The organism is Rhodobacter flavimaris, from assembly GCF_021378075.1.
Classification (GTDB): domain Bacteria; phylum Pseudomonadota; class Alphaproteobacteria; order Rhodobacterales; family Rhodobacteraceae; genus Rhodobacter; species Rhodobacter flavimaris.
The window spans coordinates 272,779-297,228 of sequence record NZ_JAJUOS010000001.1; the positions used below are offsets into that span (position 1 = coordinate 272,779).

20 protein-coding genes, 1 pseudogene and 2 riboswitches are annotated in these 24,450 nt (G+C 64.2%); of the genes and pseudogenes, 13 read left to right on the forward strand and 8 right to left on the reverse strand.

Going from position 1 to position 24,450, the window contains the following annotated elements:
* Positions 1–125 precede the first annotated feature (125 nt).
* The 6 genes and pseudogenes from alaS to LZA78_RS01410 all read left to right on the forward strand — a co-directional run bounded on the left by alaS (position 126) and on the right by LZA78_RS01410 (position 7,986).
* A complete protein-coding gene (alaS, locus tag LZA78_RS01385; RefSeq protein ID WP_233675161.1) occupies positions 126–2,789 on the forward strand; it encodes an alanine--tRNA ligase in 2,664 nt (887 codons plus the stop codon).
* The gene (locus tag LZA78_RS01390; RefSeq protein WP_233675162.1) at positions 2,789–3,079 is read left to right on the forward strand and encodes a DUF1330 domain-containing protein; all 291 of its coding nucleotides are present in this window, start codon (positions 2,789–2,791) and stop codon (positions 3,077–3,079) included. The genes alaS and LZA78_RS01390 overlap by 1 nt, the downstream gene beginning before the upstream one ends.
* Before the next feature lie 81 nt (positions 3,080–3,160).
* A pseudogene (locus tag LZA78_RS01395) lies at positions 3,161–3,955 on the forward strand (class II glutamine amidotransferase).
* A gap of 166 nt (positions 3,956–4,121) precedes the next feature.
* A complete protein-coding gene (cysS, locus tag LZA78_RS01400) occupies positions 4,122–5,582 on the forward strand; it encodes a cysteine--tRNA ligase (RefSeq protein ID WP_233675163.1) in 1,461 nt (486 codons plus the stop codon).
* A gap of 14 nt (positions 5,583–5,596) precedes the next feature.
* Entirely contained in the window at positions 5,597–7,219 is a 1,623-nt protein-coding gene (cimA, locus tag LZA78_RS01405; RefSeq protein ID WP_233675164.1) for a citramalate synthase, read from the forward strand.
* Positions 7,216–7,986, forward strand: coding sequence for a squalene/phytoene synthase family protein (locus LZA78_RS01410; RefSeq protein WP_233675165.1), 771 nt, complete (start codon positions 7,216–7,218; stop codon positions 7,984–7,986). The genes cimA and LZA78_RS01410 overlap by 4 nt, the downstream gene beginning before the upstream one ends.
* Positions 7,987–7,989: 3 nt before the next feature.
* Here LZA78_RS01410 and LZA78_RS01415 read toward each other — a convergent pair whose 3' ends face one another.
* The 7 genes from LZA78_RS01415 to thiC are packed head-to-tail and all read right to left on the reverse strand — an operon-like array spanning position 7,990 to position 13,954.
* Complete coding sequence (locus LZA78_RS01415; protein WP_233675166.1) at positions 7,990–8,727, reverse strand: hydroxymethylpyrimidine/phosphomethylpyrimidine kinase; 738 nt, start codon at positions 8,725–8,727, stop codon at positions 7,990–7,992.
* Entirely contained in the window at positions 8,724–9,686 is a 963-nt protein-coding gene (locus LZA78_RS01420; RefSeq protein WP_233675167.1) for a HesA/MoeB/ThiF family protein, read from the reverse strand. The genes LZA78_RS01415 and LZA78_RS01420 overlap by 4 nt, the downstream gene beginning before the upstream one ends.
* Positions 9,683–10,273: a thiamine phosphate synthase gene (locus LZA78_RS01425; RefSeq protein ID WP_233675422.1), complete on the reverse strand. Its 591-nt coding sequence runs from the start codon at positions 10,271–10,273 to the stop codon at positions 9,683–9,685. Before LZA78_RS01425 ends, LZA78_RS01420 begins: the two co-directional genes overlap by 4 nt.
* On the reverse strand, positions 10,273–11,031 hold the full coding sequence (locus LZA78_RS01430; protein WP_233675168.1) for a thiazole synthase: 759 nt from the start codon (positions 11,029–11,031) through the stop codon (positions 10,273–10,275). The genes LZA78_RS01425 and LZA78_RS01430 overlap by 1 nt, the downstream gene beginning before the upstream one ends.
* Position 11,032: 1 nt before the next feature.
* On the reverse strand, positions 11,033–11,230 hold the full coding sequence (gene thiS / locus LZA78_RS01435; protein ID WP_233675169.1) for a sulfur carrier protein ThiS: 198 nt from the start codon (positions 11,228–11,230) through the stop codon (positions 11,033–11,035).
* On the reverse strand, positions 11,220–12,167 hold the full coding sequence (thiO, locus tag LZA78_RS01440) for a glycine oxidase ThiO (protein ID WP_306798950.1): 948 nt from the start codon (positions 12,165–12,167) through the stop codon (positions 11,220–11,222). The genes thiS and thiO overlap by 11 nt, the downstream gene beginning before the upstream one ends.
* A complete protein-coding gene (gene thiC / locus LZA78_RS01445) occupies positions 12,164–13,954 on the reverse strand; it encodes a phosphomethylpyrimidine synthase ThiC (protein WP_233675170.1) in 1,791 nt (596 codons plus the stop codon). The genes thiO and thiC overlap by 4 nt, the downstream gene beginning before the upstream one ends.
* Before the next feature lie 113 nt (positions 13,955–14,067).
* Positions 14,068–14,188, reverse strand: a riboswitch (TPP riboswitch).
* 68 nt (positions 14,189–14,256) lie between these two features.
* Positions 14,257–14,436, forward strand: a riboswitch (cobalamin riboswitch).
* A gap of 47 nt (positions 14,437–14,483) precedes the next feature.
* On the opposite strand from thiC, the gene bluB reads away from it, so the two are divergent.
* From bluB to LZA78_RS01460, 3 genes are all read left to right on the forward strand, one after another.
* The gene (gene bluB, locus LZA78_RS01450; protein ID WP_233675171.1) at positions 14,484–15,167 is read left to right on the forward strand and encodes a 5,6-dimethylbenzimidazole synthase; all 684 of its coding nucleotides are present in this window, start codon (positions 14,484–14,486) and stop codon (positions 15,165–15,167) included.
* A gap of 218 nt (positions 15,168–15,385) precedes the next feature.
* A complete protein-coding gene (locus LZA78_RS01455) occupies positions 15,386–15,757 on the forward strand; it encodes a phasin family protein (RefSeq protein ID WP_233675172.1) in 372 nt (123 codons plus the stop codon).
* Between the two features lie 44 nt (positions 15,758–15,801).
* On the forward strand, positions 15,802–17,736 hold the full coding sequence (locus tag LZA78_RS01460; protein WP_233675173.1) for a PHA/PHB synthase family protein: 1,935 nt from the start codon (positions 15,802–15,804) through the stop codon (positions 17,734–17,736).
* Positions 17,737–17,765: 29 nt separating this feature from the next.
* Here the strand turns inward: LZA78_RS01460 and mnmA are convergent, their stop codons facing one another.
* Positions 17,766–18,905, reverse strand: coding sequence for a tRNA 2-thiouridine(34) synthase MnmA (mnmA, locus tag LZA78_RS01465; protein WP_233675174.1), 1,140 nt, complete (start codon positions 18,903–18,905; stop codon positions 17,766–17,768).
* A 125-nt stretch (positions 18,906–19,030) separates the two neighbouring features.
* On the opposite strand from mnmA, the gene sciP reads away from it, so the two are divergent.
* The 4 genes from sciP to recG all read left to right on the forward strand — a co-directional run bounded on the left by sciP (position 19,031) and on the right by recG (position 24,404).
* Complete coding sequence (gene sciP, locus LZA78_RS01470) at positions 19,031–19,309, forward strand: CtrA inhibitor SciP (protein WP_233675175.1); 279 nt, start codon at positions 19,031–19,033, stop codon at positions 19,307–19,309.
* A gap of 95 nt (positions 19,310–19,404) precedes the next feature.
* Complete coding sequence (gene ctrA, locus LZA78_RS01475; RefSeq protein WP_218629116.1) at positions 19,405–20,118, forward strand: response regulator transcription factor CtrA; 714 nt, start codon at positions 19,405–19,407, stop codon at positions 20,116–20,118.
* Positions 20,119–20,187: 69 nt separating this feature from the next.
* Positions 20,188–22,317 carry an NAD-dependent DNA ligase LigA gene (gene ligA, locus LZA78_RS01480; protein WP_233675176.1) on the forward strand — a complete coding sequence of 710 codons (2,130 nt, stop codon included), beginning with the start codon at positions 20,188–20,190 and terminating at the stop codon, positions 22,315–22,317.
* On the forward strand, positions 22,314–24,404 hold the full coding sequence (gene recG, locus LZA78_RS01485) for an ATP-dependent DNA helicase RecG (RefSeq protein WP_233675177.1): 2,091 nt from the start codon (positions 22,314–22,316) through the stop codon (positions 24,402–24,404). The genes ligA and recG overlap by 4 nt, the downstream gene beginning before the upstream one ends.
* Positions 24,405–24,450 lie beyond the last annotated feature (46 nt).

Consider the following 24,450-nt stretch of genomic DNA (forward strand, 5'->3'; position numbering starts at 1 on the left):
CGCGCGCGTTGAATGGTTCGGTGTTTCGGATCTGTCGAGCTTATTGGCGATCTGCTGTTTGCCTTGCTGGACAGGGGGCAGGGCGCGGGTTAAACGGGGAAAAATCCCTATGAGGCGCCGAAGACATGCCCAGCCTGAACGATATCCGCTCCACCTTCCTGAATTACTTCGAACGCAACGGTCACCGCGTGGTCGATAGCTCGCCGCTGGTACCGCGCAACGACCCGACGCTGATGTTCACGAACTCCGGCATGGTGCAGTTCAAGAACTGCTTCACGGGTCTCGAAAAGCGCGATTACGTGCGGGCAACCACCGCGCAGAAATGCGTGCGTGCGGGCGGCAAGCATAACGATCTTGATAACGTTGGCTACACCGCGCGCCACCATACCTTCTTTGAAATGTTGGGGAATTTCAGCTTCGGCGATTACTTCAAAAATGAAGCGATCCCCTTTGCCTGGGAGTTGATCACCAAGGATTTCGGCATTGACGCCAAGCGTCTGCTGACCACCGTTTATCATACCGATGACGAGGCCTTTGAGATATGGAAGAAGGTCGGCGTTCCCGAGGACCGGATCATCCGCATCGCGACCTCGGACAACTTCTGGCAGATGGGCCCGACCGGCCCCTGCGGCCCCTGCACCGAGATCTTCTACGACCACGGCGACCACATTTGGGGTGGCCCGCCCGGCTCGGCCGACGAGGATGGCGACCGCTTCATCGAGATCTGGAACGTCGTGTTCATGCAAAACGAGCAGTTCGAGGATGGCTCGATGCGCGCGCTTGACATGCAGTCGATCGACACCGGTATGGGGCTAGAGCGGATCGGCGCGCTCTTGCAGGGCAAGCACGACAACTACGACACCGACCTGATGCGCAGCCTGATCGAGGCCTCGGCGCACGCGACCTCGGCCGATCCCGATGGCCCGGGCAAGGTGCATCACCGTGTGATCGCGGACCACCTGCGTTCGACCTCGTTCCTGATCGCGGATGGCGTGATGCCCTCGAACGACGGTCGCGGCTATGTGCTGCGTCGCATCATGCGCCGCGCCATGCGCCACGCGCATATGCTGGGTGCCAAGGACCCGGTAATGTACAAGCTTGTGTCGGCACTGGTGCGCCAGATGGGCGCGGCCTACCCGGAACTGACCCGCGCGCAGGCGCTGATTGAAGAGACGCTGAAGCTGGAAGAGACCCGCTTTAAGCAGACGCTCGACCGTGGCCTCAAGCTTCTCGATGATGAACTCTCGCGCCTGCCGGAAGGCGAGAACCTGCCGGGCGAGGCTGCGTTCAAGCTTTATGACACCTATGGTTTCCCGCTTGACCTGACGCAGGACGCGCTGCGCGAAAAGGGCCGCGCGGTCGATACCTACGGGTTCAACGCCGCGATGGATGAGCAGAAAGCCAAGGCGCGTGCGTCCTGGGCGGGCTCGGGCGAGGCCATCAATCAGACGATTTGGTTTGAGATCGAAGAGCGAGTTGGACCCACCGAGTTCTTGGGATACGAAACTGAGACCGCTGAAGGTCAAATTCAGACAATTGTCGCGGATGGGGTTGAGTTCGACTCAGTTGTTGTCGGTCAGAAAGGCTTTCAGATCGTCGTCAACCAAACCCCGTTCTACGCGGAATCGGGCGGTCAGGTCGGAGATGCGGGGATCATCCGCACCGAAACCGGCGAGGCCCGCGTGACCGACACCAAGAAGGTTGCGGGCGTGTTCATCCATCTGGCCGAGGTTACCTCGGGCAAGCTCGCGAAGGGGCAGGCCGCCAAGCTTGAGGTGGATCACGCACGCCGCTCGGCGATCCGCGCGAACCACTCGGCCACGCACCTGCTGCATGAGGCGCTGCGCCGCGCGCTTGGCGAGCATGTCGCGCAGAAGGGCTCGCTGAATGCGGAAGACCGTCTGCGTTTCGACTTCAGCCACGCCAAGTCAATGAGCGCAGAGGAAATCGCGCAGGTCGAGGCTGAGGTGAACGCGTTTATCCGCCAGAACACCCCGGTTGAAACCCGGATCATGACGCCCGACGACGCGCGCGGCCTTGGGGCGCAGGCGCTGTTTGGCGAGAAATACGGCGACGAGGTGCGCGTTGTGTCGATGGGCGAGCTTCTGGGCTCGGGCAAGGGCGCGGATGGCAAGACCTACTCGCTGGAACTTTGCGGCGGCACCCATGTGCGGCGAACGGGCGATATTGGCGCCTTCGTCGCGCTTGGCGACAGTGCGTCGTCTGCCGGTGTGCGCCGGTTTGAGGCTCTGACCGGGCAGGCCGCGCTTGATCACCTCAAAGCGCAGAACGATCGTCTGGCGGAGGCTGCTGCCGCGCTGAAAACCTCGCCGTTGGATGTAGTGGAGCGCGTCAAAGCGCTGGCCGAAGAGCGCAAGTCGCTGGCCAACGAGGTTGCGCAGCTGCGCCGCGAACTGGCCATGGGCGGCGGTGCCTCTGGCGGACCGGAAGCGATTGATATCAACGGCTTGAAATTCATTGCTCAGGTGGTTTCGGGGGTGTCCGGCAAGGATCTTCCGGCGCTTGTAGATAGCCTCAAGGACAAGATTGGTTCGGGCGCGGTGCTGGTTGTTGCCGACACGGGCGGCAAGGCTGCCGTGGCGGCCGGTGTGACCGCCGACAAGACGGAGGTGATCAGCGCCGTCGAGATGGTCAAGGCTGCTGCCGCTGCGCTTGGTGGCAAGGGCGGCGGTGGCCGCCCTGACATGGCGCAGGCGGGTGGCGCGGATGCGTCGAAAGCCGACGAGGCCATCGCCGCCGTCAAGGCCGTCATTGCAGGAGAAGTCTGATGCCGGGAGCCTACTGGATCGCCCATGTGAAAGTGACCAACCCCGAGGCCTATGCGAAATATGCCGCCGGGGCGACGGTGGCCATCGCCAATGCCGGGGGCAAGTTCCTTGCCCGCGGCTCGCGCTATGTCCAGCTTGAGGGCAATGACCGCGCGCGCAATGTCGTGGCATGGTTCCCCAGCCTTGAGGCCGCCGAGGCCTGCTATCGCGGTCCGGAATACCAGGCGGCGCTGGCCCATGCGAAAGGCGCCTCGGAGCGCGATCTCGTGATCGTCGAAGCGATCGAGTGACTTTTGGCTTGGCCGTAATTCGGTTACATTTCGGCCAAGCGAACCAATCAGGCGGGTAAACCGCCGGGCAAGAGGCAGAGCATGTGCCGTTGGGCGGCCTATGTCGGGCAACCGATTTTTCTGGAAGAGATTATCAGCAGGCCGGGCCATTCGCTGATCCATCAGAGCCATTGCGCGACCCAGTGCCACACGGCGATCAATGCGGACGGCTTTGGCGTCGCCTGGTATGGCGAGCCGACGCACCCTGGGCTTTACCGTGATGTGATGCCCGCCTAGTCCGACCCCAACCTGCGCTCGCTCACGGCAACCGTGAAATCCTCGCTGTTTTTGGCGCATGTGCGCGCTTCGACCGGCACTGCGACCTCGCGCAACAACTGCCACCCGTTCGTCGTGGGGCATTGGAGCTTCATGCATAACGGCCAGATCGGCGGTTACGATGCCTTCCGTCGCGCAGCTGAGATGATGATCCCTGACAGCCTTTACCAGCAGCGCAAGGGCGCCACCGACAGCGAGGCGCTGTTCCTTGTGGCCTTGGGTGAGGGGCTGGAGGCTGATCCGAAATGCGCGCTCGAACGGGCGGCGGCGCGGTTCGAGGCGCTCTCGCGCGAACGCGGCGGGGCGCCCCACATGCGGCTGACGGCGGCGTTTTCCGATGGCGTTCGGCTTTACGCGGTGCGCTATGCCAGCGACGACGCGGCGCCGACGCTCTATCACAAGTGGTCCGATACGCGGCGCGGGCGCGCGGTGGTCTCGGAGCCGCTTGAAGAGGATCAGTCGGATTGGGAAGAGATCCCGCCCGGTTCCTTCTGCACCTTCGAGGGTAAATCCGTCACGATCGAGCCTTTCCGCCCTGTTGCGCGCGCCGTAGCCGCCTGAGATCGCTTGGCAAGCGCGTTTCGGCGCGCTAACAAGATGCCATGAAGAACCGTGCCACCATCATTTGCATTATTTGCCGCTGACACACGTCACGCGGGCCGTTCTTCTCATTCCAAACGAGTGTTGAACCTGCTAAGCCCGCGCCGGGAAAGACCTGCGAGGACTTATGACCAAGATCCGCCTGCACAATACGAAAACCCGCCGCAAAGAGGTGTTCGAGCCGCTCGATCCGCAGAATGTGCGGATGTATCTGTGCGGCCCCACGGTCTATGACCGCGCGCATCTGGGCAACGCGCGGCCGGTCGTGGTGTTCGATGTGCTCTACCGGCTGTTGCGAAAAGAATTTGGCGCGGATCATGTGACCTATGTGCGCAACTTCACCGACGTGGACGACAAGATCAACGCAACCGCCTTGGCGCGCAAGGAAGCCGGGGCCGTGGGCACGCTGGAAGAGCTGATCCGCGAGCGGACCGAGGAAACCATCGGCTGGTATCACGCTGATATGGACGCACTTGGCGCCCTGCGCCCGAATTTCGAGCCCCGCGCGACCGACTATATCGGCGCGATGATCGCCATGATCGCGGACCTGATCGAGAAGGGCCATGCCTACGCCAAGGACGGCCATGTGCTGTTCCGCGTGCGCTCGTATCAGAACTACGGCGCGCTTTCGGGGCGCTCGGTCGATGACATGATCGCAGGCGCGCGGGTTGAGGTCGCTCCCTTCAAGGAAGACCCGATGGATTTCGTGCTCTGGAAGCCTTCGGATGATGAGCTTCCGGGTTGGGACAGCCCTTGGGGTCGTGGGCGTCCGGGCTGGCATATCGAGTGCTCGGCGATGTCTGAGGAATTGCTTTGGAAGAAGCCCTTAGCGGAGGGCCATCTGTCCGATGAGGCAAAGAAGTTCCCGCACATGTTTGACATCCACGCTGGTGGTATCGACCTGCAATTCCCGCATCATGAGAACGAGATTGCGCAGAGTTGCTGTGCTCACCCTCATGCGGACGGGACACCTGGTGAATTCGCCCGCTTCTGGCTGCACAACGAGATGTTGCAGGTCGAGGGCAAGAAGATGTCCAAGAGCTTGGGCAATTTCTTCACCGTGCGCGACCTGCTGGATCAGGGCATCCCGGGCGAGGTGATCCGTTTCGTTTTCTTGCAGACGCATTACGGCAAGCCGATGGATTGGACAGCCGAGAAGGCTGCGCAGGCCGAGACTACGCTCCGCAAGTGGTATAAACTGGCGGAAACGGCGCTCGACAATGAAGAGCCTTATGTTGGCGTTCTTAACGCTCTCACTGACGATCTGAACACGGCCGCAGCCATCGCTGAATGCTGGCAACTCTACCATGCAAGTGATGCGCCATCGTTGCGCGCTTCGATGTCATTGCTTGGTCTGATGTCCGGTTCGACCCCTGGATGGGCCTCTCTCCCTGACGTGGATCTCTCAGCATATGTGGTTGCTCTGGCCGATCAGCGCGCGAAAGCCATGGAAACCAAGGACTTCTCGGCCGTAGACGCGCTCAAATCGGCGCTGATGGCCGCCGGGGTCGAGGTGCGCATGTCGAAGGCCGGGGTCGAACTGTTGCCCGGTGCGGGCTTCGACGCATCGAAATTGCCGGACGTTTGAGGCGGGGGGAGCAGATGGGCAAGGAACGCCTCTATCTTTACGACACGACGCTGCGCGACGGGCAGCAGACGCAGGGTGTGCAATTCTCGGTGGCCGAGAAGATCGCGCTGGCGAGTGCGCTCGACCAGATCGGGATCGACTATATCGAGGGCGGCTGGCCCGGCGCGAACCCGACCGACAGTGACTTCTTTGCCGAACGTCCGCAGACCCGCGCGACGTTTACAGCCTTCGGGATGACCAAGCGGGCAGGGCGCTCGGCCGCGAATGACGAGGTGCTCGCCGGCGTGATGAATGCCGCGACGCCTGCGGTTTGTCTGGTCGGCAAGACGCATGATTACCACGTCACCACGGCGCTTGGGATCACGCTGGACGAGAACCTTGAGAATATCTCGGCCTCGGTCGCGCATATGGTCGCCGAGGGGCGCGAGGCGCTGTTTGACGCCGAGCATTTCTTTGACGGCTACAAGGCGAATGCGCCCTATGCGCTCGATTGTGTGCTGGCGGCCTATCGTGCCGGAGCGCGGTGGGTTGTGCTGTGCGACACTAACGGCGGCACGCTGCCCCACGAGGTCAGCGAGATTGTCCGCGCGGTGATCGACGCAGGCATCCCGGGTGACCGGCTGGGCATTCACTGCCATGACGACACCGGGCAGGCGGTGGCTGCCTCGCTGGCCGCCGTGTTGGCGGGGTGCCGGCAGATCCAGGGCACGCTGAACGGGCTTGGCGAGCGGTGTGGTAACGCCAACCTGACCTCGCTGATCCCGACGCTACTGCTCAAGGAGCCCTTCCGCAGCCAGTTCGACATTGGCGTGTCGCGCGAGGCACTGCGCAGTCTGACGAAGCTGTCGCGCAAGCTCGACGATATCCTGAACCGCGTGCCGCTGCGCTCGGCGCCCTATGTCGGGGCCTCGGCTTTCGCGCATAAGGCGGGGCTGCATGCCTCGGCGATCCTCAAGGATCCCTCAACCTACGAACATGTGGACCCGGCGACGGTGGGCAACTCGCGCCTGATCCCGATGTCGAACCAGGCGGGGCAGTCGAACCTGCGCGCGCGGCTCGTGTCGATGGGGATCGACGTGGACCCGAAGGACCCGCGCCTTGTGCAGATTCTGGATGAGATCAAGCTGCGCGAGGATCAGGGCTATGCCTATGACGGTGCGCAGGCTTCGTTCGAGCTTGTGGCGCGGCGGGCGCTTGGCCTCTTGCCGACCTTCTTCGAGGTCGAGCGTTACCGGGTGACGGTTGAACGGCGGCGCGATGCGCGGGGCAAGATGGCGCATCTGTCCGAGGCGGTCGTTGTCGTGAACATAGGTGGCGAGCGGACGCTGAGCGTGTCCGAAGGCATCGTGGCGGATGGCACCGATGGCGGACCGGTCAACGCGCTCTCCAAGGCGTTGGCGAAGGATCTTGGTCCCTATCAGTGCATGATCGACGACATGAAGCTGGTCGATTTCCGCGTGCGTATCACGCAGGGCGGCACCGAGGCGGTCACCCGCGTCATCATCGACAGCGAGGATGGCCAAGGCCAGCGTTGGTCCACGGTCGGCGTGTCGCCGAACATAGTCGATGCCTCGTTCGAGGCGCTGCTTGAGGCGATCATGTGGAAGCTGTTGCGCGACGGGGCGCAGCCGGTATGACCGCGCTGAGCGCCAGTTTGCGCGCGGCGGCCGAGCGCGTCGAGGCGGGCGATTCGGACCGGTTCCTCGCCACGATGGCGACCCGCGCCGATCTGCGTGACCGGCTCTGGCCGCTTTATGCCTCCAATCTTGAGATTGCCCGTGCCCCTTGGGCCTCGGCTGAACCGATGGTGGCCGAGATGCGCCTGCAATGGTGGGTCGATGCGCTGGAAGATCTGGCCGACACCGGGCGTGAGCCCGCGCATGAAATCGGCTCGGCCCTTGTGATGCTTCAGGGGCAGGCGGGGCTATTGCGCGAGGTGGCAGAGGCTCGCCGGTGGGACTGCTGGCGCGAGCCGTTTGAGGATGAGGCGGCGCTTGATGCTTATCTTGACGCTACGGCGGGGAATCTTTTCTGGGCGGCGGCGCGCGCCTTGGGGGCTGATCCGTCGATCGAGTCTGCGGTGCGTGATTTTGCCTATGGCGCGGGCCTCGCGTCCTGGCTGGTGGCCGTGCCGGCACTCGAAGCGCGCGGCCGTTACCCGCTGGTCGATGGCCGCCCCGAGGCGATCGGTGCGCTGGCCGCCAAAGGGCTTGCACGGTTGAAAGCTGGCGAGGCCGAGGCGCGTGCTACAGCGGCTCGAATTGCCTGCCTGCCGGGTTGGCAGGCTGAGGGGCAGCTCAGGCGAGCTATCAAGAACCCCGCACTGGTCGCGCAGGGTGCGCTTGCCGGTTCTGAATTCGGACGCCGCGCGGGCCTTCTGTGGCGGGCGTTCCGCGCCGGGTAACGGCTAGCTTTCGGTGAAAAGGCGATGCAGCGCCGCCTTCGCCTCAGCACAGGCGGTCTCGACCGGTGCGCCGTGGGCAAGGCGCGCGGCGATGGCACTGGCGAGATAGCACCCGGTTCCACGCAGGGATTTTTTCATACGCGGGGCGTGCAAGGCTAGCGGCGCTACGTCGCCGGTGAACAGTAGGTCGGTCGCGTCAACGCCCTCGGCATGGCCGCCCTTGACCAGAACGTGTTGTGCCCCCTGTGAGAGCAGCTTGCGCACGCTGGCGTCAGTCGTCCCTGCTTCAGGGCCAAGATGGGCTGCAATCACGGCAAGCTCGGGCAGGTTCGGCGTAATCAGCAACACGCGTGGCAAAAATGCGATCAGCGCGGAAAGCCCTGCGTAGTCGAGGAGCGCGCCGCCCGAACTGGTCGCCAGCACCGGGTCAAGGATGATCGGCAGATCGGGCAGCTCTTCCGCCACAGCCGCGACAATCCGAGCATTGCCGAGCATCCCGATCTTGACCGCGTCGACGGGACCACAGGCGAGCGCGGCACCGATTTGGGTAGCGACGGTTTCGGGCGTCATGAGTTGGCTGGCGATCAAGCCGTGGTCCGTCTGAGCAGTCACGGCGGTTACAGCTACGCGGGCGCGACACCCCGCCTGATGAATGGCCGTGGTGTCGCGCAAGATCCCCGCGCCGCCGCTGGAATCCATGCCGCCGATCAGCAACACGGTGGGGGGTGTCGGCGCGCTCATCCCTCGATTGCCAGCAATGCGATATGGCGATGCCCCATGCCCGTCAGCTTGCGCGCCGCGCGCATGGCCCGCAGGCCCGAGCGGCAGCATAGCACCAGTCGTTGATCGGCCGGTGCGCCCAGCGCGTTCAGCTCTGCGGGCGCGATGCGTCGAGCGGACGGGTGGGCGGGCTGCGCGGCCTCAGCCTCGGGGCGCAGGTCGATGACCAGATCGGCATGGTCGATCTGGGCCTGCGAGATGAAGGGATAGCGCGAAATAGGCTCGAGCGCGTTATCAAAGCGCATGGCCGAGATGCGCCAGTTCGCAAGGTCAAGGTGCAGCAACTGTCCGATGGGCGAGGGCTGGTGCCCGATCAGGATTGACAGCGCCATCTGCGCCTGAAGCGCCGCGATGGCGGCGACGACCGGCCCCATGACGCCCGTTTCATTGCAGCTTGCCATATGCTCGGGGACGTCCGGAAAGACGGCGCGGTAGCTCGGCCCGTCACCGCAGAACGCGCCTACATAGCCCTGCCGCGCTAGCACCGAGGCCGAAACAAGCGGGATCGCGTTTGCGTGGCAGTGATCCGAGAGCATGTAGCTGACAGCAAAGCTGTCGGCGGCGTCGATGATCAGGTCGGCGCCCTCAAGCGCGGCGGCAATGTTCGACGGCATTAGGCGCGTGACATGGCCCTCGGTGCGGATGCCGGGGTTAAGAGCGATGGCCTCGCGCGCGGCGCACAGGGATTTCGGTTGGCCGATGTCGGTCATACGGTAGAGCGTCTGGCGGTGCAGGTTGCCTTCCTCGACGTGGTCGGGGTCGAGGATGGTCAGATGCCCCACGCCCGCGCCGGCGAGCGCGGGGATGACGCCGCAACCAAGGCCTCCGGCGCCGATGATGGTGACGCGGGCATGTGCAAGGCGCGCCTGTCCTTCGGTGCCGATCTCGGGCAGGGCGGTCTGACGGAGATAGCGGCTCATATGGTGGCCTCGATCCAGGTGCGGGTACGGGCTTCGGGATCGAGGGCTTGCTGAATATCGGTCACGACGGCGGCGCTGTCGGCTCCGGCGGCGAATACCTCGGGCAGGCGTTCGGGGGTCAACCCGCCGATGGCGACCAGAGGAACCGGACCGGCGCGGTCTTTCCAAGCGCGGATCCGGGCATGGCCTTGCGGCGCCCAGTTCATCTGCTTCAGCAGCGTCGGAAAGATCGGGCCAAGCGCGACATAGGCCGGGTCGCAGGCAAGGGCGTGCTCAAGCTCTGCCTCGTCATGGGTCGAAAGGCCATAGCGCACGCCCGCGCGGCGCAGCGCCGCGAGATCGGCGGTGTCCAGATCTTCCTGTCCGAGGTGAACGAAGTCGATGTCAAGGTCGAGCGCCAGCTCCCAGTAATCGTTCAGGATCAACTGCGCCCCGTAGGTCGCGCAAACTGCCTGTGCGCGCAGCGCCTCGGCACGCAGCAGGTCGGGCGGAAGGTCTTTGGCGCGCAGTTGCACGAGTTTGACGCCGAGGGGCACAAGGCGTTCGAGCAGCGCGGCGGTGCCGGAGATCAGGTAAAATCGGTCTATCATGCCAGTGCTGCCATGCCAAAGATCGGGGTGGAGGCCGCAGCCATGTCGCGCCGGGGCATCAGGCCAGCGCGGTGCGCGGCCAGCCCGGCCTCGACTGCCTGCCTGAAGGCGCGGGCCATGCCGACCGGGTCCAGTGCCTTGGCAACGGCGGTGTTCAGAAGCACGGCGTCGAAACCCATCTCCATTGCCTGAGCGGCCTGCGAGGGCGCGCCGATGCCAGCGTCGATGACGAGGGGGATGTCGGGGAAATGCGCGCGCATCGATCGCAGCCCCTCAATATTGCGCAGACCCTGGCCCGAGCCGATGGGCGCCCCCCAGGGCATCAGAACGCGGCACCCGGCCTCGATCAGTTTCTCGCCCAGGATCAGGTCTTCGGTGGTGTAGGGGAAGACCTCAAAGCCCTCGGCGCACAGGACCCGCGCCGCTTCGAGCAGCGCGAAGGGGTCGGGCTGGAGCGTGTCGGCGTGACCGATCACCTCAAGCTTGATCCAGTTCGTGCCGAAAACTTCGCGCGCCATGTGGGCGGTGGTGATCGCCTCGCGCGCGGAGTGGCATCCGGCGGTATTGGGCAGAACACGACAGCCGGTTGCCGCGATCAGATCGCGAAACACCCCGCCGCCCGGGCCTTCGCGTCGCAGACTGACGGTGATGACCTCGGTGCCCGAGGCGCGGATCGCCTCGGCCAGGATCGCGGGTGACGGGTATTGCGCTGTCCCGAGAAAGAGACGCGAGGATAGCTCGGTTTTGTAGAACATCTCAGCCTCCCTGCATGGGGGCGAGGATCTCGATCCGCGCGCCGGGGCTCAGGGGGTGGGCGTCGCGCAGGGTGCGAGGCACGAATGTGCCATCGACGGCAGTAGCGACGCAGGGGGCCTCGAAGCCCAGTTCATCAAGCAGCGCGGAGAGGGTTGTGGCCCCAACCTCGTGCGGCATGCCGTTCACGTCAACTCGCATGGCGGTGTTCCTGAAACAGGGTTTGGGCCAGTTCCTCGGCCAGCGCGGGGGCGGTGAGGAAGCCGTGGCGGTAAAGCCCGTTGATGTGGCAGCGCCCGCCGCGATGCAGGACGCGCGGCACGTTGTCGGGCAGCGAGGGGCGCAGGCCCGCGCCCATCTCGACGATGGCCGCCTCGGCAAAGGCGGGGTGCAGCGTGTAAGCGGCTGAGAGTAATTCCATCGCCGCGCGGGCGGTGACGGGGCGGTCGTCGTCGCTTTCCACCATCGTCGCACCGATCATGAAGCGGTTTTCGCCGCGTGGAACGATGTAGCAGGGAAAGCGCGGGTGCAGCAGCCGGACGGGGCGTGACAGTGTGATCTCGGGTGTTTCGACCAGCAGCATCTCGCCGCGCACGGCGCGTAGCTCGGTCAGGTGGTCACGGCTGGTAAGGCCGCGACAGTCTATGATTTGGCCGCGTGGGGTGGCACCGGTGCCAAAGTGTAGTTCGGCCCCAAGGGCGATCAGCCGATCGCGCAGCGCACGGGCGGCGGCGCGCGGGTCCAGATGCGCCTCTTCGGCGTAGAAGAGGCCGCGCGCGAAGCGGCCTTGCAGGTCGGGCTCGATGGTGCCGGGATCGACCCATGCGTGGCCACGGGTTGCGCGGGCGAAGCGGTCCAACTCGACCGCATCGCGGGCGGGGGCGACGACGAGCGTGCCGTTTTTCAGCACACCCGGCACACGCTCGGCCCACCAGCGCACCGCGTCGCGGCCCATGGTGAAGACCTCATCGGGTGCGGCCTCGGCCTCGCAGTAGGGCGCGAGCATCCCGCCCGCATACCAGGACGCGCCGGTGGGGTCGGGGGAGGGGTCGATCACCTCGACCCGCGCACCCCGTTCGGCAAGGGCCGTGGCGGCGCACAGCCCCGCCACGCCCGCCCCAAGGACAGAGAACATCATTGCGCCTGCTCCGCCGGGATATAAAGCGCACCGCCCTCGCGGAATTTCTCGGCCATCTGGGCCATGCCTTCCTGTTTCTGCGCTTCGGCCCGGATGTCATGCGAGATCCGCATAGAGCAGAACTTGGGCCCGCACATCGAGCAGAAATGCGCGAGCTTGTGGGCCTCTTTCGGCATGGTCTCGTCATGGAACTCACGCGCCGTGTCGGGGTCGAGCGAGAGGTTGAACTGATCCTCCCACCGGAACTCGAACCGCGCGCGCGACAGAGCGTCATCGCGCAGCTGCGCGCCGGGGTGCCCCTTGGCAAGGTCAGCCGCGTGGGCGGCCAGCTTGTAGGTGATGACGCCGGTTTTCACATCGTCCCGGTCGGGCAGGCCAAGGTGTTCCTTGGGCGTCACGTAGCACAGCATCGCGGTGCCGAACCAGCCGATCATCGCGGCACCGATGGCCGAGGTGATATGGTCGTAGCCCGGCGCGATGTCGGTCGTCAGCGGCCCGAGCGTGTAGAACGGCGCTTCATGGCAATGGGCCAGCTGCTTATCCATATTGGCCTTGATCTTGTGCATCGCGACGTGGCCGGGGCCCTCAATCATCACCTGGCAGTCCTTGGCCCAGGCGATCTTGGTCAGCTCGCCCAGGGTCTCAAGCTCGGCGAATTGCGCCTGATCGTTGGCATCGGCAATCGAGCCGGGCCGCAGCCCGTCACCAAGCGAGAAGGACACGTCATAGGCCCGCATGATGTCACAGATCTCGTCGAAATGCTCGTAGAGGAAGCTTTCACGGTGATGATGCAGGCACCACTTGGCCATGATCGAGCCGCCGCGCGAGACGATGCCGGTCACCCGTTTCGCCGTCATCGGGATCATGTGCAGCCGCACACCCGCGTGGATGGTGAAATAGTCCACGCCCTGCTCGGCCTGTTCGATCAGCGTGTCGCGGAAGATCTCCCAAGTTAGGTCTTCGGCCACGCCGCCAACCTTTTCCAGCGCCTGGTAAAGCGGCACGGTCCCGATCGGCACGGGGGCGTTGCGGATGATCCATTCGCGGATGTTGTGGATGTTGCGGCCCGTCGAGAGGTCCATCACCGTGTCGGCACCCCAACGGATCGCCCAGACCATCTTCTCGACCTCTTCCTCCATCGAGGAGGTCACGGCCGAGTTTCCGATATTGGCGTTGATCTTCACCAGGAAGTTGCGGCCGATGATCATCGGCTCCAGCTCGGGGTGGTTGATGTTGGCGGGAATGATCGCGCGGCCCGCGGCGATTTCCTGACGCACGAATTCGGGCGTCACGAGGTCGGGAATCGCGGCGCCGAAATCCTCGCCGTCGCGGGCCTCGGCCCAGGCCTCGGTGCGGCCGAGGTTCTCACGGATGGCGACATATTCCATCTCGGGGGTGATGATGCCGGCTTTCGCATAGGCCATCTGCGTCACGGCGCGGTCACCCGTTGCGCGGAAGGGGCGGCGCTTGTGCGGGAATTCCGGCACGAGGCGGTCCCCCTCGGCAAAGCCGTTATCGGCCGAGGTGATCGCGCGGCCCGCGTATTCCTCGACATCGCCGCGTTCGCGAAGCCAGTCGCCGCGCGTGGCGGCAAGGCCCTGACGAATGTCGGTGGTGGCGACCGGGTCCGTGTAGGGGCCCGAGCTGTCATAGACGCTGACCGGCGCCTCGTTCGAGACGTGGATAGAGCGCATCGGCACCGCGATCTGGTGCATCTGGCCCGGGATGAAAACCTTGCACGACGCAGGCAGGGCACCGGTGGTGATCCGGGGGGTGGGCTTGTTCATAGTTGGTCTCCTCTTGCGATGAGACCCAAGCAACACGTGAGGCAAGAAGGGACCGCCGGCCCCAAGCGAAAGGGCCACAACGGCCCGAAAGGACCGCCCCAGTCAGATGTCGGGAGGGCGCCCTTCGGTCTTCCTACGCCAGTATCAACTGGGTCAGGTTCAAAGGGTCGCTTCACCGGGGTTGCCCCCTGTCAGCCTCTCAGTCCCCTAGGCGGGACTCCCCTGACGTGAGGCGGAACATGACGCAGGGGCGGGTGCGCTGTCAATGGGGGTCGTGCGGCTTGCGGCGGCGGGCGTGTTTGGATAGCTTGCGCGGGTCTGGTGCCCGGCTGCGGTCGGGATAATCGGGAACGCGGTGGAATTCCGCGACGTGCCCAACGCTGTAAGGTGGATGGTGCAGCTGGTGCCACTGGCCAAGGCCGGGAAGGCGCTGCACCGCGCGAAGCCGAAGTCAGAAGACCGGCCGGACAGGATAGGCCCCCTCGCGCGGACGGCGGGGCGGCCATGGTTGCCAGACAGGGGATGTGTCATGCCGCAATCCGTTCACCTCGCGCCCGCAGGGCCGTTTTCCGACGCCGAGCGCGATGCGGTCTATCGCGCCATTCACACCCGCCGCGACGTGCGCAGCCAGTTCCAGCCGGACCCGATCGCGCCCGAGGTACTGGAGCGTCTGTTGCTGGCCGCGCACCATGCGCCCTCGGTGGGCTTCATGCAGCCCTGGAACTTTCTGCTACTGACCGATCCCGCGATTAAGGCGCGTATCAAGCAGGCGTTTTCGCGCGCCAATGACGAGGCCGCCGCCATGTTCGGCGATGCGCGCAAGGCGCTTTATTCGGCGATCAAGCTGGAGGGCATCACCGATGCCCCGATCAACCTGTGCATCACCTGCGACCGTGATCGCGGCGGGCCGGTCGTGCTGGGGCGGACTCACAACCGCGACACGGATCTCTATTCGACGGTTTGCGCGGTGCAAAACCTCTGGCTTGCCGCCCGCGCCGAGGGAATCGGCGTCGGCTGGGTCAGCATCTTCAACGATGCCGATCTGAAAGAGATCCTCGGGCTGCCCGATCACGTGGTGCCGGTGGCCTACCTCTGCCTGGGGCATGTGCGCGAATTGCACTCGGAGCCGGAGTTGCAGCAACGCGGTTGGGCGCAGCGGATGCCATTGGAAGATATGATCTTTCACAACGGCTGGGGTCAGCGCGAGGGCTGAGATACGCACCCCTACCATCGGTTGCCCGTTCTTTGGGCAGCCGGATTGCTGCACGTGCAAAATGCCTCTCGGTGCCCCGAAATGAGACAGATCGTCTATTTTTTAACGTGACTTTTACATGGCGCGGCAATCTTTCTCTCGATTGCGGCAGATCAATTCTGCGACTGCGAAGGTATGGTAAACTCCTCTGGCTTTGACCAACCTGAAGGAGGACAGACATGGCAAGTAAGAAAGAAAACCCGTTCGGCGCGATGGCCGGTTGCATGCCGACCCCGTCGGTCGATATGTCGATGTTCCTGCGCCCGCAGGCCCGTATGGCTGAGGCGCTGCTCAAGCAGAACATCGAAACGCTCGACTTTCTGAAGACGCGCTTTGAGCGGGACCGCAGCATGCTGGCCGATCTGGCCGACGCGAAAGATCCGAACGAAGCGATGGCGCTCTGGACCACCTTCTGGCAGCGGATGCTGAGCGACTATTCGACGGAAACGAACAAGCTTGCCGCATCGGTGACCGAAATCGCCGAGCAAGCCGTGCGCACCGCGACCGAAGAAGGCAACGCGATGATGACTGCCGCGGGCAAGAAAGACTGACGAGAGACGGGCGGATGGTCCGCCCGCCCAAACTAGGTTGAGAAATGACGACATCTGCTCCGAAGGCGCGCCGGTCGCGCGTCAAGGCTGAGGCGGCCGTGGAATCGGCCGCCCAGGCCGTCGCCGAGACTGTAGTTGCTGACAAACCCGAGGCGCCCGCGCCGAAGGCCGTCAAGGCAGAGCCGGTCCCGAATCTTCCCGCCCGGCTGGCTGAGGTCCTGTTGACCGACACGCCCGAAAAGCTGGCAGCGGAAGAGGCATTTGTCAGTCTCGACCGTCTGGTCCATGCACAGTTCGGCAAGCTCGGGTCGAGCATCTCGCCGATCTCGATGGCGCTTGCCTGGGGGGATTGGGCGGCGCATTTGGCGATCAGCCCCGGCAAGCAAGCCGAGCTGGTCTGGAAATCCGCACGCAAGGCGCAGCGCCTCGCGGCTGAGATCCTGTGCCAGGCCGCGGGTGGCAACGGCGACGTTTGCGTGCAGCCGCTCAAGCAAGACCGCCGATTCGCCGGGCCCGAATGGCTGAAGTATCCGTTCTCGCTCTATTCCCAAAGCTTCCTGCTGACCCAGCAGTGGTGGCACAACGCCACCTCCGATGTGCACGGGGTCGAAGAGAAGCACGAGAAGGTGGTCGAGTTCTACGGGCGCCAGTTCCTTGATATGTTCTCGCCCTCGAACTTCCTGCCCACCAACCCGCACCTGATTCAGCGCACCGCCGAGGAGGGCGGCCGCAATTTGGCACGCGGTGCACAGTTCTTCTACGAAGACACGATGAAGCGGATGACCGGCCAGCCCGAGGATCCACCGGAATTCACCCCGGGCCATGAGGTCGCCGCTACACCTGGCAAGGTGGTCTTCCGTAACCGCCTGATCGAGCTGATCCAATACGCTCCGACCACGCCTGCGGTGCATGCGGTGCCGCTGCTGATCGTCCCGGCCTGGATCATGAAATACTACATCCTCGATCTGACGCCGCCCGAGTCGATGATCAAGTGGCTGGTAGATCAGGGTTTTTCGGTGTTCTGCATCAGCTGGAAAAACCCCGATGAGGAAGACCGCGAACTGGGGTTCGACGATTACCGCGAGCTTGGCGTGATGGCCGCGATCGACGCGATCAGCGCCATCACCGGGTCCGAGAAGGTGCACGGTCTGGGTTATTGCCTCGGCGGGACGCTCTTGTCCGTGACAGCCGCCGCTATGGCGCGCGACGGGGATGACCGTCTTGCCTCGATGACTATGCTTGCCGCGCAGGTTGATTTCACCGAGGCCGGTGAGCTTTCGCTTTTCACCAATGAAAGCCAGCTGTCGCTGTTGGAAGACATGATGTGGGAAGAGGGCTATCTGGACAAGGAAGCGATGGCGGGCACCTTCTCGATGCTCAAGTCGCAAGACCTCGTCTGGTCGAAGCTGGTGCGCGAATACATGCTCGGTGAGCGCGAGTCGCCCTCCTCGTTAGGCGCCTGGAGCCATGACGCCACCCGGATGCCCTACAAGATGCATTCGGAATATCTGCGCAAGCTGTTCCTCAATAACGATCTGGCGGATGGTCGGATGACGGCGGGGGATGGCCATATCTACCTGCAGGACATCAAGGCACCGGTCTTCGCCGTCGCGACCGAGCATGACCATATCGCGCCGTGGAACTCGGTCTTCAAGCTGACCTACCTCTTGCACGGGGGGGTGACCTTCGCGCTGGTTTCGGGCGGGCATAACACGGGTATCGTGGCGCCGCCCGGCAGCCCGCGTGCCAAGCACCGGATCATGACGCATGAGCCGGGTCGCAACCATCCTGCGCCAGAGGATTGGGCCAAGAGCGTGCCGAAAGTTCAGGGCTCGTGGTGGGAGCCCTGGGCCGACTGGCTGCGCGCGACCGGGGGCGCCGTTGCCGGGCCGGACAAGGCGCCGCCAGCCATGGGCAATGCGGATGCAGGCTACAAGCCGCTGCAAAACGCGCCGGGCCGCTACGTGATGACGCGATAAGAAAGGGCGCCGAAAGGCGCCCTTTTCATTTACCGTCCGCGCCAGATCCAGCCGCCGCCATAGATCCGCGTCCCGCCGGTTTCGTAGAAAACGCAGGCCTGACCTGGGCTTACGCCTTCTTCTGGGTTTAGCAGTTCAACCTCGGCCTCGGTGCCGCTGATCGGGCGCACGATGGCCTCGCGCGGCGGGCGGGTTGAGCGGACCTTGACGCTCAGGTGCCATTCGGACCGGGCGGTGAAGGGCTCGTCGCCAAGCCAGTTGATCTCGCGCACCGGGATGATCCGGGTCGAGAGCGCCTCTTTCGGGCCGACGATCACGCGCCGCGCGTCGGGGTCAAGCCGGACGACGTAAAGCGGATCGCCAAGCCCGCCGATGCCAAGGCCGCGGCGCTGACCGATGGTGTAATGGATGACGCCCTTGTGCTGGCCAAGGACATTGCCCTCCATATCGACGATCTCACCGGGGTCGGCCGCGCCGGGGCGCAGTTTTTCGATGACCGAGGCATAATTGCCGTTCGGCACGAAGCAGATGTCCTGGCTGTCGGGCTTGTCAGCCACCGGCAGCCCGTATTTCGCCGCCAGCGCCCGGGTCTCGGCCTTCGAGGCCAGATGCCCAAGCGGGAAACGCAGGTAGGAGAGCTGCTCGGGCGTGGTCGAGAACAGGAAATAGCTCTGGTCGCGGTTCGGATCGGCGGCGCTGTGCAGTTCTGGGCCATGCGGGCCTATCTTGCGCTGGATGTAATGGCCGGTCGCCATGCAGTCGGCGTCAAGATCCTTTGCGGTTTCCAGCAGGTCCTTGAACTTCACCCGCTCATTGCAGCGAATGCAGGGCACCGGCGTCGCCCCGGCCAGATAGGCGTCGGCGAATTCGTCGATCACGGCCTCGCGGAAGGTGTTCTCATAATCCAGCACGTAATGCGGGAAGCCCATCGTTTCGGCCACCCGGCGCGCGTCGTGGATATCCTGACCCGCGCAGCAGGCGCCCTTTTTGGCGAGTGCCGCGCCATGGTCATAGAGCTGCAAGGTCACGCCCACGACATCATAGCCTTCCTCGGCCAGTTGCGCGGCCACGACCGAGCTATCGACGCCACCGGACATGGCGACGACAACGCGGGTTTCCGCCGGGGGCTTGGGCAGTCCCAGCGAGTTGAGGGGCAGATCCTTGCTCATGTAAGGGGTCCTTTGATCAGACCCGCAGGAATATAGGAAAATGCGAACTAGTCTCAACCCCGCGTTTCACCCGTCGTTAAGGCGAAGCGGTCATTTTCAGGCCAGGAAAGCGGAAGGGGGAGCAGATGTATCTCAAGAAAGTGGATGGGCCGCGCTCGGCGACCTTGCCCGATGGCTCGATTCTGACACGGGCGGATCTGCCGCCGCCCGATACGACGCGATGGGTGGCCAGCCGCAAGGCGACGCTGGTGCAGGCCGTGACGCATGGGCTGATTCCGCGCGCCGAGGCACTGGATCGCTATGATCTGTCGGAAGAAGAGCTGGATTTGTGGATCGAGGGGGTCTCGAAACACGGGGTGGACGGGGTGAAAGTGACCGCGATCCAGAAATGGAAGCAACTTTAGGTTGCAATCATTAAGAATGTTGCCAGACTAACTGGGTGTTAACCAATCGGTGCAAACCTCGAACATTATCGGGGATTTAATACGGAGAACCCAGGATGCGCATTTTGTTGGTCGAGGATGATCCCACAACCTCGCGTAGTATCGAGTTGATGTTGACCCATGCCAATCTGAACGTCTATTGCACCGACCTGGGTGAAGAGGGCATCGATCTGGCGAAGCTCTATGATTACGACCTGATCCTGCTCGATCTCAATCTGCCCGACATGAACGGGCACGAGGTGTTGCGCCAGCTGCGCCTGGCCCGAGTGGATACGCCGATCCTGATCCTGAGCGGGGCGGACGATACCGACAGCAAGATCAAAGGCTTTGGCTTCGGCGCCGACGATTACATGACCAAGCCGTTCCATCGCGAAGAACTGATCGCGCGAATTCATGCGATCATTCGCCGCTCCAAGGGGCATTCGCAGTCAATCATCCGCACCGGCAAGATCGCGGTGAACCTTGACGCGAAGACGGTCGAGGGTGAGGGCAAGCCCGTCCACCTGACCGGCAAGGAATATCAGATGCTGGAGCTGCTCAGCCTGCGTAAGGGGACGACCCTGACGAAAGAGATGTTCCTCAACCACCTCTACGGCGGCATGGACGAGCCGGAGTTGAAGATCATCGACGTGTTCATCTGCAAGCTTCGCAAGAAGCTCGCCGAGGTGACCGGGGGCGAGAATTACATCGAGACGGTCTGGGGCCGCGGCTACGTGCTTCGCGATCCGGCGCCTGCGATCATGGCTCAGCGATTGGCGGTGGGCGCCTGAGATACGCTCACCCTCTGGACGCCCCTCCCGGCTGACCCTAAACCAATAGGGTGGCCGAGGGGGAAGAGCATGACCGTGACGGACAAGATTGCAGTTGGTGCGCTGACCCGTGCCGAGGCTGAGGCGGAACTGCCGGGGCTGATCGCCGCAATCGAAGCGGCGAATTCCGCCTATCATACGCTCGATGCGCCCGAGATTTCCGACGCTGAGTACGACGCGCTCAAGCGGCGCTTGACCGAGATTGAGTTGCGTTTCCCGGATTTGGCGCGTGCCGATAGCCCGACCCGTCAGGTGGGTGCGCCTGTCTCCGAGGGCTTCGGCAAGGTCGCGCATGAGGTTCGGATGCTGAGCCTCGAGAACGGTTTTTCCGATGAAGACGTGCTCGATTTTGACGCCCGCGTGAAATCCTACCTTGGCATCGCCGAGGGTGAGGTGCTAGCCTATACGGCGGAGCCCAAGATTGATGGCCTGTCTTTGTCGCTGCGCTATGAGGGCGGGCGGCTGGTGCAGGCGGCCACCCGCGGCGATGGCGAGGTTGGCGAGAACGTCACCGAGAATGCCCGCACGATCACCGATATCCCGCAACTCTTGCAGGGCGCGCCCGCGGTGCTTGAGGTGCGCGGCGAGGTTTACATGAGCCACGCGGATTTCGCTACGCTCAATGCGCGGCAGGCCGAGCGGGGCGAGAAGCTGTTCGCCAACCCGCGAAACGCCGCTGCCGGATCGCTGCGCCAGCTTGATGCGCGGATCACGGCCGCGCGGCCGCTGCGGTTCTTTGCTTATGCCTGGGGCGCCTTGTCCGAACCTTTGGCGTTGACTCAGATCGACGCAATCACGCGTCTGAAAACCTTGGGTTTTCAGACCAATCCGCTGACCGAACTCTGCAGCGGGCCGCAGGACATGCTTGCCCATTACCGCGGGATCGAGGCGCAGCGGGCCACCTTGGGCTATGATATCGACGGGGTGGTCTACAAGGTGAACGATTTGGGCCTGCAACGTAGGCTCGGGTTCCGTTCGACCACGCCGCGTTGGGCCATCGCGCATAAATTCCCGGCCGAGCTGGCTTGGACCCGGCTTGAGAAGATCGAAATTCAGGTCGGGCGGACGGGTGCGCTTAGCCCGGTTGCGCGGCTCAGCCCGGTGACCGTGGGCGGTGTGGTTGTCTCGAACGCGACCCTGCACAACGAGGACTACATCGCCGGGCGTGATTCAAAGGGGCAAGAGATCCGCGGCGGCAAGGATATCCGCGAGGGGGACTGGGTGCAGGTTTACCGCGCAGGCGACGTGATCCCCAAGGTCGCCGATGTGGACCTGTCGCGCCGCTCGGCCGATGCGGTGCCCTATGTGTTCCCGCAGCAGTGCCCCGAATGCGGTTCTGACGCGATCCGGGAAGAGGGCGACGCCGTGCGTCGCTGCACCGGTGGGCTGATCTGCCCGGCGCAAGCGGTGGAGAAGCTGAAACACTTCGTCTCTCGTGCAGCTTTCGACATCGAGGGCCTGGGCGCCAAACAGGTTGAGGCCTTCTATGACGATGGCTGGATCCGGGAGCCCGGCGATATCTTCCATCTGCAACGTGACTACGGCTCGAATAGCCTGCGTCAGCTGCGGAAGCGTGAGGGGTGGGGGGATAAATCCGCTGACAAGCTCTTTGCGGCGATCGACGAGCGGCGGCGCATTCCGCTGGCGCGTCTGATCTTTGCGCTTGGCATTCGTCATGTCGGCGAAACCAGCGCCGCGCTTTTGGCCAATCATTACGGAAGTTGGGCCGAATTCGAGGCCGCGATGACCCGCGCGCAGATCGGTGAGGGTGCCGAGTGGGATGAGCTGATGTCCATCGACGGGGTCGGCGCGACACTCGCGACCTCGGTCGTCAGCAGTTTCCATCAGGAAGCCGAGCGCGCCCTGATCGACCGTCTGATCACAGAGCTGACGATAGAGGATGCCGTGCGCCACGATACCTCGGGCAGCCCGATTGCGGGGCAGACCGTCGTTTTTACAGGGACGCTTGAACGCATGACACGCGCCGAGGCCAAGGCGCGGGCCGAACAGATGGGCGCCAAGGTCGCGGGCTCGGTGTCGGCCAAGACCGACCTGTTGGTGGCCGGACCAGGGGCCGGATCAAAGGCCAAGAAGGCGGCCGAACTGGGCATCAAAGTGATCGACGAAGACGAATGGCTGGCGCTTGCGGGGGCCTCATGACCGGACGCCCGCCGATCCTTTTCCCGCTGTTTGCGGAAATCGAGACGCTGCCGGGCGTGGGCTCGAAAACCGCGCGACTGCTTGCGCAGACAGGGATTGCGCGCCCGCGCGATATGGCCTTCACGCTGCCCCATTCGGTGATTGACCGCCGCCCGGTCGAGACGATCCGCGGTGTCGCGGCCCCCTGCGTCGTCAGTGTCGTCGCCGAGATTGAGGCGCATATCCCGTCGCGTCGGAAGGGCGGACCCACGCGGATTATGATGCGCGACAAGGCGGCCGAGTTTCAGCTGGTGTTCTTTCATGCGCGCGGCGATTACCTGCAAAAGCAACTCCCGCCGGGCGAGAAGCGGCTGATCTCAGGCAAGCTTGAGGTCTTCGACGGTGTGGCGCAGATCGTTCACCCGGATTACATCCTGCCGCCCGATGCCGTGGGTGAACTGCCGCGGTTCGAGCCCGTCTATCCTTTGACAGCAGGCATTACGCAAAAGGTGATGGCGAAGGCGGCGGCGGGAGCGCTTGCACGGCTGCCGGATCTGGCCGAATGGATCGACCCGTCGCTCATGGCGCGCGAGGGCTGGCCCGCGTGGAACGCTGCCCTGCACGCGGCCCATGCGCCTGAGATGCTGGCCGATACGGCGCAAGCGGCGCCCGCGCGGCAGCGCCTGGCCTATGATGAATTCTTCGCGCACCAATTGACGCTGGCGCTTGCGCGGCGCCAGCAGCGCCGTCTGCGTGGGCGCGAGACGAAAGCGACCGGTGTGCTCTCGGGCAAGGTGCTGCGCGCGCTGCCCTATGAGATGACCGGCGCGCAACGCCGCGCGGTCGAGGAGATCACCGCCGACATGGCGGGCCCACGCCGGATGAACCGGTTGCTTCAGGGGGATGTCGGCTCGGGCAAGACGCTGGTGGCCTTTCTGGCGTTGCTCGCCGCAGTCGAGGCGGGCGGGCAGGGCGTGATGATGGCCCCGACCGAGATCCTCGCGCGCCAGCATCTCGATGGACTTGCGCCGCTTGCGGCCTCGGCGGGCGTGCGGGTCGAGATCCTGACCGGGCGTGACAAGGGCGCCGAGCGGGCCGCGAAACTGACCGATCTGGCCGAGGGGCGCATTCACATTCTGGTCGGAACCCATGCGGTCTTCCAGAAAGACGTCGAATTCAACGATCTGCGGCTTGTTGTGATCGACGAACAGCATCGCTTTGGCGTCTCTCAGCGCATGGAACTGGGTGCCAAGGGCGAGGCTGCGGATGTTCTGGTGATGACCGCGACGCCGATCCCGCGTTCGCTTGCGCTGGCGCAATACGGCGACATGGATGTGAGCGTGTTGGACGAAAAGCCGCCGGGGCGCAAGCCAGTCAAGACCGCGCTGATCTCGACTGCGCGGCTCGATGAGGTGGTCGCGCATCTGCGCCGCGCGGTGGCAGAGGGGCGCCAGTGCTACTGGGTGTGCCCGCTGGTCGAGGAAAGCGAGCGCGTCGATCTGACCTCGGCCGAGGATCGCTTCCGCTTTCTGCGCGCGGCCTTGGGTGAGGGCATCGTGGGCCTGGTCCACGGTCAGATGGCGGTGGCCGACAAGGATGCCGCGATGGCCGATTTTTCCTCGGGGCGGACGCGCGTTCTGGTGGCCACGACCGTGATCGAGGTGGGGGTGAACGTGCCCAATGCCTCGATCATGGTGATCGAGCGCGCCGAGAGCTTCGGTCTTGCGCAACTGCACCAGCTACGCGGGCGCGTCGGGCGCGGGTCGGCCGAGTCAACCTGCCTGATGCTTTATCAGGCCCCGCTGAGCGACGCGGGCGAGCGGCGCCTGCAAATCTTGCGCGAAAGCGAGGACGGTTTCCGCATCGCCGAGGAAGACCTCGCCATGCGTGGCGCAGGCGATGTGATCGGCACCGCGCAGTCGGGCGTGCCGCGGTTCCGCATTGCCGATCTTGAACGGCAGGCAGGCTTGATGGCCGTTGCCCAAAGCGATGCGCGCAACCTGTTGACCCAGGACCCCGAGCTTCAAACCGCGCGCGGGCAGGCGGCGCGGGTGCTGCTCTGGCTGATGGAGCAGGACCGCTCCATCCGCCTTATCGACGTTGGCTGACCAGATGTTCTTAAAAAGTTCTTTACTTTGCCTTCCAGAAATGAGA